Source organism: Burkholderia diffusa (assembly GCF_902499115.1).
Classification (GTDB): domain Bacteria; phylum Pseudomonadota; class Gammaproteobacteria; order Burkholderiales; family Burkholderiaceae; genus Burkholderia; species Burkholderia diffusa.
This window is the reverse complement of the sequence record NZ_CABVPN010000020.1, coordinates 24,522-39,745: the sequence shown is the minus strand read 5'-3', so window position 1 is coordinate 39,745 and position 15,224 is coordinate 24,522. Positions and strand designations below refer to the sequence as shown.

12 protein-coding genes are annotated in these 15,224 nt (G+C 68.4%); 10 read left to right on the top strand and 2 right to left on the bottom strand.

Annotated features, from left to right (window positions below):
• Positions 1-95: 95 nt before the first annotated feature.
• Together BTE28158_RS20610 and BTE28158_RS20605 are read right to left on the bottom strand one after the other, a co-directional pair.
• Positions 96-1,022, bottom strand: coding sequence for a 2-hydroxyacid dehydrogenase (locus BTE28158_RS20610; RefSeq protein ID WP_174920066.1), 927 nt, complete (start codon positions 1,020-1,022; stop codon positions 96-98).
• 12 nt (positions 1,023-1,034) lie between these two features.
• Complete coding sequence (locus BTE28158_RS20605) at positions 1,035-1,895, bottom strand: GNAT family N-acetyltransferase (RefSeq protein ID WP_124901927.1); 861 nt, start codon at positions 1,893-1,895, stop codon at positions 1,035-1,037.
• Positions 1,896-2,374: 479 nt separating this feature from the next.
• Here BTE28158_RS20605 and BTE28158_RS20600 point away from each other — a divergent pair, with 479 nt between their 5' ends.
• From BTE28158_RS20600 to BTE28158_RS20555, 10 genes are all read left to right on the top strand, one after another.
• On the top strand, positions 2,375-3,043 hold the full coding sequence (locus BTE28158_RS20600) for a haloacid dehalogenase type II (RefSeq protein ID WP_059599594.1): 669 nt from the start codon (positions 2,375-2,377) through the stop codon (positions 3,041-3,043).
• Between the two features lie 203 nt (positions 3,044-3,246).
• Positions 3,247-4,785 (top strand): methyl-accepting chemotaxis protein, encoded by a 1,539-nt coding sequence (locus BTE28158_RS20595; protein WP_151052079.1) that lies wholly within the window; start codon positions 3,247-3,249, stop codon positions 4,783-4,785.
• A gap of 696 nt (positions 4,786-5,481) precedes the next feature.
• Positions 5,482-7,065, top strand: a complete 1,584-nt coding sequence (locus BTE28158_RS20590) for an ABC transporter substrate-binding protein (RefSeq protein WP_151052075.1) — start codon at positions 5,482-5,484, stop codon at positions 7,063-7,065.
• A gap of 79 nt (positions 7,066-7,144) precedes the next feature.
• Positions 7,145-8,098 carry an ABC transporter permease gene (locus BTE28158_RS20585; protein WP_059536198.1) on the top strand — a complete coding sequence of 318 codons (954 nt, stop codon included), beginning with the start codon at positions 7,145-7,147 and terminating at the stop codon, positions 8,096-8,098.
• Positions 8,099-8,128: 30 nt separating this feature from the next.
• Positions 8,129-9,088 (top strand): ABC transporter permease, encoded by a 960-nt coding sequence (locus BTE28158_RS20580; protein ID WP_174920064.1) that lies wholly within the window; start codon positions 8,129-8,131, stop codon positions 9,086-9,088.
• Positions 9,088-10,959, top strand: a complete 1,872-nt coding sequence (locus BTE28158_RS20575; RefSeq protein ID WP_151049323.1) for an ABC transporter ATP-binding protein — start codon at positions 9,088-9,090, stop codon at positions 10,957-10,959. Before BTE28158_RS20580 ends, BTE28158_RS20575 begins: the two co-directional genes overlap by 1 nt.
• Positions 10,960-11,125: 166 nt before the next feature.
• A complete protein-coding gene (locus BTE28158_RS20570) occupies positions 11,126-12,403 on the top strand; it encodes an NAD(P)/FAD-dependent oxidoreductase (protein ID WP_151049325.1) in 1,278 nt (425 codons plus the stop codon).
• A 183-nt stretch (positions 12,404-12,586) separates the two neighbouring features.
• Entirely contained in the window at positions 12,587-13,042 is a 456-nt protein-coding gene (locus tag BTE28158_RS20565) for a helix-turn-helix domain-containing protein (protein WP_151049327.1), read from the top strand.
• An 89-nt stretch (positions 13,043-13,131) separates the two neighbouring features.
• A complete protein-coding gene (locus tag BTE28158_RS20560) occupies positions 13,132-13,866 on the top strand; it encodes a cupin domain-containing protein (RefSeq protein WP_151049329.1) in 735 nt (244 codons plus the stop codon).
• A 2-nt stretch (positions 13,867-13,868) separates the two neighbouring features.
• A complete protein-coding gene (locus tag BTE28158_RS20555) occupies positions 13,869-15,194 on the top strand; it encodes an NAD(P)/FAD-dependent oxidoreductase (protein ID WP_151049331.1) in 1,326 nt (441 codons plus the stop codon).
• Positions 15,195-15,224: the final 30 nt, after the last annotated feature.

Below are 15,224 nucleotides of genomic sequence, written 5' to 3'. Positions count from 1 at the left end.
GTCTTCAATTTGCGGCCTGAAACGTACGAAAGCGGTGTTTGCACGGGGCGCTTCGGCATTTTCTGCTGCGCGCCCCGCGGGGCCGGGCGCGCGCGTCAGTAGCCGCGTGCGCGATCGACGACGCCGATCATCGGCTGCCCCGCGCGATGGCGCGCGAGGTTCGCGAGCACGGCGTCGGCCGCGGTGTCGGGCCGCGTCGCGCTGGCGATGTGCGGCGTGATGCGAATGCGCGGATGCGTCCAGAACGGGTGGCCGGCCGGCAAAGGCTCCGGGTCCGTCACGTCGAGGATCGCGCTGTCGAGGCGGCCGCTGCCGAGCGCGGCGAGCAGCGCGGTCGCATCGAGCTGCGGGCCGCGCCCGACCTGCACGAGCGATGCGCCGGCCGGCAGCGCGTCGAACACGCGCGCGCCGAGCAGGCCGCGCGTGTCGTCGGTGAGCGGCAGCAGGCAGATCAGGATGTCGGTGCGGGCAAGGAACGCGTCGAGCGCCGCGTCGCCCGCGTAGCAGTCGATGCCGTCGAGCGTGCGCGGCGTGCGGCTCCAGCCGGCGCACGGGAAGCCGAAGCGCAGCAGCGTGTCGAGCACGGCCTGCCCGAGCGTGCCGAGCCCGAGCACGCCGACGCGTCGCGACGCGGCGGCGCGCACCGGCTTCTCGCGCCACACGTGCTCGCGCTGTTGCGTCGCATAGTCGAACAGGTCGCGATGGATCGTCAGCACGGCCTGCGTCACGTATTCGACCATCCCTTCGACGATGCCCGGCTCGATCATCCGCACGACCGGGATGTGCGCGGGCACGCACGACAGGTCGAACTGGTCGATGCCGGCGCCGACCGAAAACACGATCTCCAGATTCGGCAGCAGCGCTAACGGATCGTCGGGCGGCTGCCACGCGGCGAGATAGCGCACGGCTTCGGGATCGCCGATGTCCGGCCAGATCCGGAACGCGAGGTCGGGCGCCTGTTGCGCGAAGCGCTGCGCCCATTGCGCGCCGCGCACCGGGTCGGCCTTGTAGAGAAAGCTCATCGTGCGTGCGGTTCAGCCGAGCGCCTGGTTGACGATCGCGAACGCGCGCAGTGCCGGATCGCGGGCAGGTGCCGCGCCGCGCGCCATCGCGACGACGGTGTCGACGCGCGGCAGGCCGAGCCCCTGCAGCCAGTCCGACAGCCCACTGTCGCCCGGCACGTCGACGCGCACGAACATGCCTTCGTGCAGCGCGAGCCAGTGGCTGATCAGCGCCTGCGCGCGCAGCGCGTCCGGTGCGATCACAGGGCCGATCACGTGGCCGCGACCGAAACGGCGAAAGAGCGCGAAGCCGAGCAGTTCGCCGTCGCGGTCGAGTGCGATCCCGTTGGCGACGCCGAGCAGCGCATCGATCACCGCGTCGCGCGGGTAGCCGGCCGCGCGCGATGCGAGCGCGGCGAGGCGCGGACCGTCGTTGGTGCCGAGCGGGCGCAGCCGCTCGCCCGGCGGCAGCGAGATCAGCGGCGGCTGGAACGCGGCGCCCTGGTGCTGGTCGATCGTGCCGATCGCCGCGAAGCCGAACTTCACGTAGAGCGGTTCGCCGGACGGTGTCGCGTGCAGGAGGATCGTGCGCGTGCCGAGGCTGTCGACGACGCGCGCAAACAGTTCGCGGCCGATGCCGCGACCTTGGCGCTCGGGCGACACGATCACCATGCCGAGCGATGCGTGCGACTCGCCGAAGCGCCAGCCGAGCGCGGTGCCGACGATGCCGGATTCGTCTTCGGCGACGAAGCCGCTGCCGAGCTGGAATGCGAAGCGCCAGTCGTCGAGCCGGTGCGGCCACTTGACTGCTTCCGACAGCCGCAGCGCGGCAGGCAGGTCGGTCTCGGCGAAAGGGCGATAGGTAAGCGTGCTGGAAGAATTGAGGTCGGCCACGCCGGACTCCGGATGGGTAGGAATGACATGTCGACTTTGCCAGCGCCACCACGGCGCGGATAGGACGATTCGCCTGTTTTCCGGCGGCGACGAGCGCGCGAGAGAGATCGACGCAAACCCGCTCGATCGGTGTGCGCGAACGCGCGGATCGTGCCGCCTCGGACCTTCTTCCCGGCAGCTTCTGCTGCATGAACGCCAGTACGATGGAAGCGGGGTGGCGCGCCGCTCGCTGCCGCGCCGAACCGCGTGGCGGCCACGCCGGGCGCGCGCGTCGCGGTTTTGCGAGAGCCGTCGGCCGGCCCGAGCGCACCGCCCGGAATCGCACCGCAGATCGTGCCGTGCAGCGCGCCCAACACGCGGTGATTCTGCGTTTTGACCGGCGTCGAACGATGCGCGAAGGACTTTTTGCCCTGATTCAATTTCGTACAACCCAGCCCGTCCCCGGCCCTGCCGGGGCTTCACACCGACAGGACGTCACCATGATCCAATTTGAACCGAAGTTCATCACGTTCGACTGCTACGGCACGCTGACCCGCTTCCGGATGGCGGAAATGGCGCGCGAGGTCTACGCGGACCGGCTGTCGCCGGTCGCGATGGAGGAATTCGTGCGCGCGTTCGCCGCCTATCGGCTCGACGAGGTGCTCGGGGCGTGGAAGCCGTACCGCGACGTCGTCGTCAATGCGATCCGGCGCACCTGCGCGCGCATCGGCGTGCAGTTCGACGAGGCCGAGGCCGAGCGTTTCTATCATGCGGTGCCGACGTGGGGTCCGCATCCGGACGTGCCGGCCGGGCTTTCGCGGCTGGCCACGAAGTACAAGCTGGTGATCCTGTCCAACGCGTCGGACGACCAGATCATGAGCAACGTCGACAAGCTCGGCGCGCCGTTCCATGCGGTGTTCACCGCGCAGCAGGCGCAGTCGTACAAGCCGCGGATGCAGGGCTTCGAATACATGTTCGGCAAGCTCGGCTGCAAGCCGGAGGACGTGCTGCACGTGTCGTCGAGCCTGCGCTACGACCTGATGACGGCCGAGGACCTCGGCATCAAGCACAAGGCTTTCGTGAACCGCGGCCACGAGCCGGGCACGCCGTTCTACAACTACTACGAGGTGTCGGACATCGGCCATCTCGCGACACAGCTCGGGCTGTAAGCGACGCCGCGCCGGCGTGGGGCCGCGTGCCCTGCGCGCGCGGCCGTGCCCGTCGCGATCGACCGGGGTGGCGCGACGGCCGTTCCGCCTTGCGCGTGCGATCACCGCACGAAACGAGGGTAATTACCGATACAGAGCCATTCAAGGCAGGGCCGCCCGGGCCGATATATGTACCGAACGGTTAATATATCGAGGCCCTCCGCATGAAGTTGTCCACGAAACTGCTGATGCTCGTCGCCGCGGCGCTGCTCGGCGTTGCATTGCTTGCCGCGATGTCGCTGTATACGCTGCGCGACGCGCTGATCGACAGCCGTCGTGAAGAGATCGTCATTCTTCTGACCAAAGCCGAGCATCTGGTCGACGCGTATCGCGCGATGCAGGCGAACGGCACGCTCACGCCAGATCAGGCCCAGCAGCAGGCCAAGGCCGCGTTGTCCGCGCTCAATGCGAATTCGAAAAGCTACTACTGGGTGACGACGTCCGACGGCGTCAACCTCGTGCATCCGAACGCGAAGTTCATCGGCACCCGCGCCAAGGGCAACCGCACGACCAGCGGCATGACCGACAGCGAGGCGTACCGCGCCGGAATGGCCCAGGCGCATTTCGCGCTCGTCGACGTGCTGATCAAGCGCAGCCCGGACGCGGACGTGGAGCCGAAACTCCAGGGCGTGGTCGCCATTCCGGAGTGGGACTGGTGGATCGGCACGGGATTCTTCTACGACGACATCAATGCCGCGTTTACGCGGCTCGCGCAGGTGCTGGGCGCCATCACGCTCGCCATCGCCGCGGCGCTCGCGGCGATCGCGTGGGGGGTGTTGCGCAGCGTCCGGCGCACGCTCGGCGGCGAGCCGGCGCATGCGACGCACATTGCGGCCCGCATCGCCGCCGGCGAACTGGACGTGCAGTTCGATACGGCGAACGCCGCGCCGGGCAGCCTGCTCGTCGCGCTCGCCGACATGAAGGCCCGACTGACCGAGACCATCGCCGAAATCCAGACCACGACCCACTCGATTGCCGTCGGCACCGGCGAGATCGCGCAAGGCAATCTGGACTTGTCGCAGCGCACGGAGGAACAGGCCGCGTCGCTGCAGCAAACGGCCGCCAGCATGGAGCAGATCACGTCGACGGTCAAACAGAATGCCGACAATGCACGTCAGGCGAATGCGCTCGTGACCCACGCGAAGGAGGCGACCGAACTCGGCGGCGCTGCGGTGCGCGAAGTCGTCGAAACGATGCGGCAGATTTCGGACGGATCGGTGCGGATCGCCGACATTACCGTCGTGATCGAAAGCATCGCGTTCCAGACGAACATTCTCGCGCTCAACGCCGCGGTCGAGGCCGCGCGGGCCGGCGAGGAAGGGCGCGGGTTCGCTGTGGTGGCCTCGGAGGTCCGCTCGCTCGCGCAACGCAGCGCGGCGGCCGCGAAAGACATCAAGGGATTGATCGAGGCGTCGGTCGAGCGGGTCGGCAGCGGCAGCCGGCTCGTCGAGACAGCGGGCGCGCGCATGACGGAGATCGTGCGGTCGATCGACCGGGTGGCCGACATCATGGGCGAGATTTCAGCGGCATCCGCCGAGCAAAGCACCGGCATCGAGCAGGTCGGCCTGGCGGTCGCGCAAATGGACGAAGTGACCCAGCAGAATGCCGCGCTGGTGGAGCAGGCTGCCGCTGCCGCGTCCTCGCTGGATGAACAGGCGGCACGCTTGCGGGCCGCCGTATCGGTGTTCAGGCTGGCTGCCTGACGGCCGCGTGCCGGCATCTGCCGGCAACGACATCATCGCGTCTCCCTCACGCCACGCCGGCATGTGTCCGGCGTGCGCGCCGACAAGCCGGCATCGACCGCATCGACCGCATCGCCGCAGGAAATCACGGCCTGGTGGCCCGTCACGGGTTCGTTCCCGGCGTCGGGCAACCCCGCCGTCTTCCCGTTATCCGGCAAAGCCGCTTCGACGTCGCCGCAATCTCCCGATCTTTCAGGCTCAAGGCGTCCTCACGGCCGGCACCCGCTGTCGCATGTGCACGTGGCGTTCCGGTCGTTTCGGGCACTGCGGGCCGCGAGTGCGCATTCCACGCAAACATGCTGTTTGAGGGAGCCGAACGCGCTTCGGATGCTGAACGGCCAATTTTGTCGGCGCAATCTGCCGCGTGCATCACTTTACGATTTCCTTCGTCGCGCACGCGCTGCGCAGCGTCGCGACGCGGCATCGAGCAAACGGCGGCACGCGTGGTCACGCAGCAAATCATGCTGCGCAGGTGGCCCAAAACGGTCGAATCGTGTCGTGCAGCCGCCCCGAATCGCGACAACCCGCATTTTGGCGATGCTTAAATGAACTCAATGCGCACGACGTCGTGTTCGCCACCAGCAGGCAGGCGCGGCGGGTTTTCTCGAACCACGCTGGATCCCAGGACCCCACTTTCCACAGTCAGGAGCAGTTCGGATGAGCGACGATATCGACAACGGCGGCAAGGGCGGCATCACGCGCCGCGACATGATGCGGGTCATGGCGGCGAGCGGCATGATGGCCGTCGGTGGCGGCGGCCTGCTGACCGGCATGCAATCCGCGTTCGCCGCGCCCGCGCCGAAGCGCGGCGGCAAGATCCGGGTCGCGAACGAATCGAGTTCGACGGCCGATACGCTCGACCCGGCCAAGGGCTCGACGGGCGCCGACTACATTCGATTCTTCATGTTCTACAGCGGCCTCACGCAGCTCGATGCGAGCCTGACGCCGCAAATGAATCTCGCCCAGTCGTTGCAGACGACCGACGCGAAAACGTGGGTCATCAAGCTGCGCAAGGGCGTCACGTTCCACGACGGGAAACCGGTCGGGCCGGCCGACGTGGTGTTCTCGCTGATGCGCCACAAGAACGCGGCCACCGCCTCGAAGGTCAAGCCGCTCGCCGATCAGTTCGCCGATGCGAAAGCGAGCGGCCCGGACGAGGTCACGCTCACGCTCGCCAGCGCGAACGCTGATCTGCCGGTGATCCTCGCGACGCCGCAGCTCGTGATCGTCAAGGACGGCACGACCGACTTCAGCACCGGCATCGGCTGCGGCCCGTACAAGCTGAAGTCGTTCAAGCCGGGCGTGTCGACCGTCGGCGTGCGCAACGACAGCTACTTCAAGCCGGGGATGCCGTATCTCGACGAGATCGAGCTGATCGGCATCAGCGACAGCGCCGCGCGCCTGAACGCGCTGCTGTCGGGCGACGTGCACCTGATCAACGCGATCGATCCGCGCTCGACGCAGCGGGTCGCGTCGACGCCGGGCTATGCGCTGCAGGAAACCAAGTCAGGGCTCTATACCGACCTGATCGTGCGTAGCGACAACCCGATCACCGCGAACCCGGATTTCGTCGAAGGGATGAAGTACCTGTTCGATCGCGAGCAGATCCGCTCGGCGGTGTTTCGCGGCTACGCGGTGATCGGCAACGACCAGCCGATCCCGCCGGGGCATCGCTACTTCAACGCATCGCTGCCGCAGCGGCCGCACGATCCGGACAAGGCGAAGTTCCTGTTCCAGAAGGCGGGCGCACTGGGCGCCCCGCTGCCGCCGATCTATGCGACGTCCGACGCGAACGGGTCGATCGAAATGGCCGTGCTGCTGCAGCAGGCCGGCCAAAAGATCGGGCTGAACCTGCAGGTGAACCGCGTGTCGCCCGACGGCTACTGGTCGAACCACTGGATGAAGCATCCGCTCGGCTTCGGCAACATCAATCCGCGCTCGAGCGCCGATGTGTTGTTCACGCAGTTCTTCAAGTCGGACGCGCCGTGGAACGAGTCGGGCTGGAAGAACGCGAAGTTCGACCAGTTGCTGCTCGCCGCGCGATCGGAAACCGACGACGCGAAGCGCAAGCAGATGTACGGCGACATGCAGGTGCTCGTCGCGCAACAGTGCCGGGTCGGCATTCCGGCCTTCATCAGCTTCCTCGACGGCTACGACAAGCGGCTCGCCGGTCTCGGCTCGATTCCGACCGGCGGAATGATGGGCTTCATGTTCGCCGAGCACGTGTGGTGGAACGCCTGAGCACGACGCGTGCCGCCGCCGCGCGACCAGTGCGGGCCCTCGCCCTGGTCGCGCGCGAATTTTTCCGGAGTGCCGCTTCATGAATCGAATCCTGCTCGGGCTGATCGGCCGGCGCATCGCGGTTACCGCGCTGACGCTGCTGATCGTGTCCGCGATCATCTTCACGATTACGAACCTGCTGCCGGGCGACGCCGCGCAGGCCGCGCTCGGCCAGTCCGCGACGCCGGAGACGGTCGCCGCGCTGCGTCAGCAGTTCGGCCTCGACATGCCGGCCCACGTGCGCTACCTGCACTGGCTCGCGGGGCTGCTGCACGGCGATTTCGGCCGCTCGCTGTCGGGCGACATGCCGGTGTCGGAGATGATCGGCGGACGTCTGCCGAAGTCGCTCGCGCTCGCGGCGATCACGACCGCCGTGTCGGTGCCGATCGCGCTGCTGCTCGGGATCCTCGCGGCGGTCAAGCGCGAGTCGGTGGTCGATCGCGTGATCAGCCTCGGCACGCTGTCGCTCGTCGCAACGCCGGAATTCCTGATCGCGACGGTCGCCGTGCTCGTGCTGGCCGTGAAGCTGCACTGGCTGTCTGCGCTGTCGTACAGCGGCCCGATCGAAAGCCTGCACGATTTCCTGCGCGCGTATGCGATGCCGGTGCTGACGCTGTGCGCGGTCGTGATCGCGCAGATGGCACGGATGACGCGCGCCGCGGTGATCGAGCAGCTGAGCGCGTCGTACGTCGAGATGGCCGTGCTCAAGGGCGCGAGCCCCGCGCGCGTCGTGCTGCGCCATGCGCTGCCGAACGCGATCGGCCCGATCGCCAATGCGGTCGCGCTGAGCCTGTCGTATCTGCTCGGCGGCGTGATCGTCGTCGAGACGATCTTCAACTATCCGGGGCTCGCGAGCCTGATGGTCGATGCCGTCGGCAACCGCGATTTCCCGCTGGTCCAGGCGTGCACGCTGATCTTCTGCGTCGCCTATCTGACGCTCGTGCTGTTCGCCGACCTGTGCTCGATCGTGTCGAACCCGAGACTGCGGACCTGAGCGTCCAGTCCTCCTTCCGAGATGCCGCCCATGCACCCGACCGAACCCGTTCAACGCAGCAGCGCGCTGCCGCCGTCCGGCGATCAGCCTCCGCCGTGGAGCGGCGCGACGCCGCCAGCCGCGCCCGCCCCCGACCAGCCGCGCAAGCGCCGCGCCGCGCGCGTGAAACTGACGACCGGCGGCCGCGTCGGCCTGTCTATGGTCGGTCTGATGCTGTTCATCGCGGCGTTCGCGCCGCTGCTCGCGCCGCACGACGTCGGCACGATCGTCACGCCCGACGTGTTCGCGCCGTTCAGCGCGAAGCTGCCGTTCGGCTCCGACTTCCTCGGCCGGGACATGCTGAGCCGGATCCTGTACGGCACGCGCCTGACCGTGCTGCTCGCGCTCGCGGCGGTGTTGCTCGCCGCGCTGACCGGCACGACGCTCGGGCTGCTCGCGACCGTCTCGGGCCGCGCGGTCGACGAGACGATGAGCCGGCTGCTCGATGCGCTCACGTCGATTCCGTCGAAGATGTTCGCGCTGATGTTCGTCGCCGCGTTCGGCTCGTCGCTGCCGCTCCTGGTCCTGACCGCCGCGGTCAGCTACATGCCGGGCTCGTACCGGATCGCGCGCGCGCTGGCGATCAACATCAGCACGCTCGAGTTCGTGCAGGTCGCGCGAGCCCGCGGCGAGAGCGCGCTGTACATCGCGTGCGTCGAGATGCTGCCGAACATGATCCACCCGATGCTGGCCGATACCGGGCTGCGCTTCACGTTCGTCGTGCTGCTGCTGAGCGGCCTGAGCTTTCTCGGGCTCGGCGTGCAGCCGCCGTACGCGGACCTCGGCTCGCTGGTGCGCGAGAACATCGCGAGCCTCGGCGACGGCTCGGCCGTCGCGATCATGCCCGCAGTCGCAATCGCGATCCTGACGGTGGGCGTCAACCTGTTGATCGACGGCCTGCCGCATCGCGGCCGCCGCAAGGGCGCGGCCGCTGCCGCGGGAGAACACTGATGCGAGATGAATCGACTCCGCTCGTCGAGGTGCGCGGGCTGCGCGTCGTCGGCGGCCGGCCGGGCGGCGAGGAAACGACGATCGTTCACGGCGTCGACTTCGAGATCGGGCGCGGCGAGGTGCTCGCGCTGATCGGCGAGTCCGGCTCCGGCAAGACGACGATCGCGCTGTCGCTGATGGGCCATGCGCGTGCCGGCTGCCGGATCGCCGGCGGGTCGGTGAAGCTCGGCGGCGTGGACGTCTGCACGTTGCCGGCGCCGGCGCTGGCCGCGCTGCGCGGGCGCAAGGTCGCGTATATCGCGCAGAGCGCGGCCGCCGCGTTCAACCCGTCGCGCACGATTCTCGACCAGGTGATCGAGAGCGCGCTGATCCACAAGACGATGACGAAGCGCGATGCGCAGGCGAAGGCGGTCGAGCTGTTCCGCGCGCTCGCGCTGCCCGAGCCGGAGACGATCGGCAAGCGCTATCCGCACCAGGTGTCGGGCGGCCAGCTGCAGCGGCTGATGGCCGCGATGGCGCTGATCACCGATCCGGAGCTGGTGATCCTCGATGAGCCGACCACCGCGCTCGACGTCACCACGCAGATCGACGTGCTGCAGGCGTTCAAGAGCGTGATCCGGCGCTGCGGGATGAGCGCGGTGTACGTGTCGCACGATCTGGCGGTGGTCGCGCAAATGGCCGACCGGATCGTCGTGCTGAGCGATGGCGTGATCCGCGAATCGGGCGACACCGAACAGATCCTGCATGCGCCGACGCATCCGTACACGCAGAGCCTGATCGCGGCGGTCACGCCGAGCGATGCCGAACGTGATGCGCTAGCGGCGAGCGCCGCGCCGGCGCCGCTGCTCGACGTGCGCGGCGCGGTCGCCGGCTACGGCGGCCGTACCGCGAAAGGCTTTCCCGCGAAGGTGATCCTTCACGAAGTGGACCTGCGCATCGGGCGCGGGCAGACGGTCGGCGTGATCGGCGAATCGGGCTCGGGCAAGACGACGCTCGCGAAGGTGATCGCGGGCCTCGTGCCGGCGACGGCCGGGCAGATCCTGCTCGACGGCGAGCCGCTCGCGCTCGACATCGGCAAGCGCACCAAGGAGCAGCACCGCCGCGTGCAGATCGTGTTCCAGAACGCCGATACCGCGCTCAATCCGGTGCATACCGTCGAGCGCACGCTGGCGCGGCCGCTCGCGTTCTATCACGGGATCAAGGGCGCGCGTGCACGGCAGCGCGTCGCGGAACTGCTGGAACTCGTGCGGCTGCCGCAGGCGGTCGCCGCGCGGCGTACCGGCGAGCTGTCCGGCGGGCAGAAGCAGCGCGTGAACCTCGCGCGCGCGCTGGCGGCCGAGCCTGACCTGATCCTGTGCGACGAGGTCACGTCGGCACTCGACACCGTGGTCGGCGCCGCGATCATGGACCTGCTGCGCGACCTGCAGGCGAAGCTCGGCGTGTCGTACGTGTTCATCACGCACGATATCGCGAAGGTGCGCGCGATCAGCGACGACATCGTCGTGCTGTACGCGGGCCGCCGCGTCGAAACCGGCAGCCGCGATGCGCTGTGCGCGCCGCCTTACCACCCGTATTCGCACCTGCTCGTGTCGTCGGCACCGGAGTTGCGCGCGGGCTGGCTCGACGATGCGGCCGAGCGCTGCCACCGGCCGCTGGTGCCGATCGGCGCGAGCGCCGACGATGTCGAGCTGTGTCCGTTCCTGTCGCGCTGCGCGATGCGGGTGGACGGCGTGTGCAACCGCACCGCGCCCGCGCTGCGCACGCTCGAGAACGGCGCGCAGGTGCTGTGCCATCGCAGCGAGGAAGACCTCGCGCGCTTCCAGGCCGAGCCGGCGGCGGGCGTCGCGCCGGTGCAGCCGGTGCGTCTGTAGCGCGCCGCGCGGCCTTCCGCATAGTGTGCTGCGGCGGTCGTGCAAAACGGTGGATCGTGCGCGCGCCGTGCGCGAATACGCGGCAACTGCGCTTTTTGACGGTGATTAAATGACTTTCAACGGGCGATCGCCAATCGCTGTCGCCGGAATGCTCGACAAGGATCCGATGAAATTCGAATCGTACTGGCTGGATACCCGCCCCGCGTTTCGTGCCGGCTGCGAAGGGCCCGTGGAAGGGCGCGCCGACGTGGTCGTGATCGGCGGCGGCTTCACCGGCCTGTCGGCGGCGCTTGCGCTGGCACAGCGCGGCGTATCGGTGATCGTGCTGGAAGCCGCGCAGATCGCGGGCGAAGCGTCCGGCCGCAACGGTGGCCAGTGCAATACGGGTGTCGCGCAGGACTACGCGTCGCTGGCCGCACGCATCGGCGCCGAGCCGGCGAAGCAGTTCTATCGCGCCTACGAAAGTGCGGTGAAGAGCGTCGAGACGATCGTCGCCGAGCATGCGATCGAGTGCGACTTTCGGCGGGCGGGCAAGCTGAAGCTCGCGGCGAAACCGCAGCATTTCGCGGGACTCGCGAAGACGTTCGACGCATTGCGGCGCGACGTCGATCCGGATATCGAACTGATCGAGCCGTCGCGAATCCGCGATGAAATCGCGTCCGACGGTTTCCACGGCGGGCTGTTGCAACGCAATGGCGTGCAGATGCACATGGGCAAGTTCGGCGTCGGGTTGGCGCAGGCGGCCGTGCGAGCCGGCGCACGCATCTACGAGCACGCGGCCGTCACGCGACTCGATCGGATCGACGGCGAGCGCCACACGATCACCAGCACGCGCGGCACGCTCGTCGCCGATCGCGTGCTGGTCGCGACCGGCGCGTCGCAGCATGGCCCGTTCGCGTGGTTCCGGCGGCGCATCGCGCCGGTCGGCAGTTTCATCGTCGTCACCGAGCCGCTGCCCGACGCGCAGTTGTACCGGCTGTTCCCGCATCGCCGCGCATACGTGACGTCGCGCCAGATCGGCAACTACTTCCGCGTGACGCCCGACAACCGGCTGCTGTTCGGCGGCCGCGCGCGCTTCGCGATGTCGAGCCCGCGCTCCGACGCAAAAAGCGGCGAGATCCTGCGCGCCGGCATGGCCGGCTATTTTCCGGAACTCGCGAACGTGCGGCTCGATTACTGCTGGGGCGGGCTGGTCGACATCACCGCCGACCGGCTGCCGCGCGCGGGTCAGCACGACGGGCTCTATTACTCGATGGGCTACAGCGGCCACGGCGTGCAGATGTCCGTGCACATGGGCCGCGTGATGGCCGACGTGCTGTACGGCGCGGCCGCGTCGAATCCGTGGCGCGAACTCGACTGGCCGGCGATGCCCGGCCATTTCGGGCAAGCGTGGTTCCTGCCGTTCGTCGGCGCGTATTACCGGATGCAGGATTTCCTGCACTGAAGCGGCTGCCTCGGGAAGATTCGATATGAACGCACGATTCGTTTGCCTGCTCGCCGCCGAAGAACGTCGCCGCGACGGGACGGGCGTCGGTGACACGATGGCCTCGTTGATCGAGCGATGCTCGATCGCGCATTTCGCCGCACAAGGCGCGACCGTTGAGACGATTGCATGAGGACGGCGAGCATGGCCACCCTGTTCCACGATTTTCCTGAAGGCGCGACGCCGCGCGCACTGCGTATTCCGCAGCCCGTCTCGCCAGCGATCGGCGACGTGCTGCGCACGATCGATGCATCGTTCGCGCAGCCGCTGAACCTCGACACGCTCGCGGCGGTGGCCGGACTGAGCGTGTCGAGGTTCACGGCGCGCTTTCGCAGCGAAGTCGGCTTGTCGCCGCACCGGTATCTGTGTCTCGTGCGTGTGCGGCGTGCGCAGGATTTGCTGCGCGCCGGTCTGGCGCCGTCGGTCGTCGCGACCGAGGTCGGCTTCTTCGATCAGAGCCATCTGTGCCGGCATTTCCGGCGGGTGCTCGGGATTACGCCGCGCGATTACGTGGTCGCCCGGGCGGGTGATGCGCCGGCGCGAACGTCGTCGATGCGCGCGCATGCCGAACGCAGCGAAGCGTCGCGTCACGCCGCGTAGGCGCGGCGCGGGCGACGCCCGCGAACAACGATTTCCGATACCGCGCGACGGGTTGTCGACAACATCGCCGCGCACCGGCAGGAGCAGAAATGACCGCAGTTTTCGTGTTGCATCGTGCCGACGGCACGGCCAATACAACAGCTTTCCGCAAGCAGGCGTTCGGTGAGCGTGATCCTTTCGCGCGACATCGTGAGATCGCGTGGGAAGGGCCCGATTCGATGGCCGCCGGGCGTATCCGTTTCGTCGGCGAGCTCGACGTCACGCGTTATCCGCACATCGAGACCCTCGTCGTCGTCGAAGGCGAGCTGACGCTGGAAGCGGCGGGCGCCGCACCGTTGGTGCTCGGGCCGGGGGAGGGGGCAGTGATCGGCGGCGGCACGGCGCTTCGCGTCACCGCGGAATCGCGCGTGCTCGTCACGTTCTGCGCGGCTGCATGCGCGCAACCGACGAAGGGCGGCCTGTTCCCGCTGCGTGCCGACGCCGACTTCAGGCCGTCCGCATCGCTGCCGGCAGAGGTGCTGCTCGGCCCCGCACCGCAATGCCGTAGCGACAACGTGTTCATCGACGACGGCGCCGAGTACTGCGCGGGCACGTGGGATTCGACGCCCTATCACCGGATCGTTCGCCCGCATCGCGTGAACGAGTTCATGCTCCTGCTCGCCGGCAGCGTACGGTTCGCCGCGCCCGACGGCAGCGTGCTGTCGCTCGGCGCCGGCGACGCGCTCTTCGTGCCGCGCGGCGCATCGATCGGATGGGAAAGCAGCGAACGCGTGGCGAAATTCTACGTCGTGCAAAACATCCACGTATCAACCGAACGAGACTGAACATGTCCCCTCCGTTGCGCCAAATCGAAACGCCGTCCACGCCGCCGGCTTCGGCCGATGTCGTCGTGATCGGCGGCGGCATCATCGGCGTCTTCACTGCCTACTACCTGGCCCGGCGCGGGGTGTCGGTCGCGCTGGTCGAGAAGGGCCGAATCGGGGCCGAGCAGTCGAGCCGCAACTGGGGCTGGTGCCGGCAGCAGAACCGCGACGAACGCGAATTGCCGATGGCAAGCAAGAGCATCGATCTGTGGGAACGATTCGCCGCCGAATCCGGCGAAGACACGGGCTTTCACCGCTGCGGACTGCTGTACCTGAGCAACGACGAGGCCGAGCTGTCGCGCTGGGCCAACTGGGGCGATTTCGCGAAGACCGCGGGCGTGACGACGTACATGCTCGACAGCAAGCAGGCCGGCGAGCGCGGGCACGCGACCGGGCGGTCGTGGAAGGGCGGCGTGTTCTCGCCGAGCGACGGCACGGCCGACCCGGGGAAGGCCGCGCCGGCCGTGGCGGCCGCGGTCATGAAGCTCGGCGGCAGCATCAACCAGCACTGCGCGGCGCGCGGCATCGAGCTGGAGGGCGGGCGCGTCAGCGGCGTCGTTACCGAGGCGGGCGTCATCAAGACCAGGACGGTCGTGCTCTCCGGCGGCGCATGGGCGTCGTCGTTCTGCCGACAGTTGGGGATTCGTTTTCCGCAGGCGTCGATCCGTCAGTCGATCCTGAGCGTGTCGCCTGTCGCGCATCCGCTGCCGGATGCGCTGTATACGTCCGGCGTGTCCATCACCCGCCGCAGCGACGGACGCTACGCACTGGCGATCAGCGGCCGCGCACGCGTGGACCTCACGCCGCAGTTCCTGCGATTCGCGCCGCAGTTCGTGCCGATGTTCGCGAAGCGCTGGCGCAATCTTCTTCCGGGCGGCCTCGAAGGCATGCGCGGCGGACACGAAACGCTGAAGCGGTGGCGGCTCGATGCGCCGACGCCGATGGAGGCGGTGCGCATCCTGGATCCGAAGCCAGACATGCCGACGGTCGCCGAAACGTATCGACGTGCCGTCGAACTGCTTCCTGAACTTCGCGAGTCGACGATCACGCACGCATGGGCCGGGTTCGTCGACAGCACGCCGGACGGCGTGCCAGGTATCGGCGAAGTGCCGGGCGTGCCGGGATTGATCCTGGCGGCAGGCTTTTCCGGGCACGGCTTCGGCATCGGCCCCGGCGCCGGTCACTTGATCGCGGATCTCGCCACGGGTGCGCAACCGATCGTGGACCCGGTGCCGTATCGGCCGAGCCGGTTCGGCGATTCCGCCTGGGGCAAGGTTGCCGACTTCTAGTGCGCGGTCGTCACTGGAACGACGGTGGCG

Coding starts and splice junctions, on each gene's coding strand:
- BTE28158_RS20555 (WP_151049331.1), top strand. CDS start 13,869: ATGTCCCCTCCGTTGCGCCAAATCGAAACGCCGTCCACGCCGCCGGCT.
- BTE28158_RS20590 (WP_151052075.1), top strand. CDS start 5,482: ATGAGCGACGATATCGACAACGGCGGCAAGGGCGGCATCACGCGCCGC.
- BTE28158_RS20580 (WP_174920064.1), top strand. CDS start 8,129: ATGCACCCGACCGAACCCGTTCAACGCAGCAGCGCGCTGCCGCCGTCC.
- BTE28158_RS20575 (WP_151049323.1), top strand. CDS start 9,088: ATGCGAGATGAATCGACTCCGCTCGTCGAGGTGCGCGGGCTGCGCGTC.
- BTE28158_RS20610 (WP_174920066.1), bottom strand. CDS start 1,022: ATGAGCTTTCTCTACAAGGCCGACCCGGTGCGCGGCGCGCAATGGGCG.
- BTE28158_RS20565 (WP_151049327.1), top strand. CDS start 12,587: ATGGCCACCCTGTTCCACGATTTTCCTGAAGGCGCGACGCCGCGCGCA.
- BTE28158_RS20560 (WP_151049329.1), top strand. CDS start 13,132: ATGACCGCAGTTTTCGTGTTGCATCGTGCCGACGGCACGGCCAATACA.
- BTE28158_RS20595 (WP_151052079.1), top strand. CDS start 3,247: ATGAAGTTGTCCACGAAACTGCTGATGCTCGTCGCCGCGGCGCTGCTC.
- BTE28158_RS20585 (WP_059536198.1), top strand. CDS start 7,145: ATGAATCGAATCCTGCTCGGGCTGATCGGCCGGCGCATCGCGGTTACC.
- BTE28158_RS20570 (WP_151049325.1), top strand. CDS start 11,126: ATGAAATTCGAATCGTACTGGCTGGATACCCGCCCCGCGTTTCGTGCC.
- BTE28158_RS20600 (WP_059599594.1), top strand. CDS start 2,375: ATGATCCAATTTGAACCGAAGTTCATCACGTTCGACTGCTACGGCACG.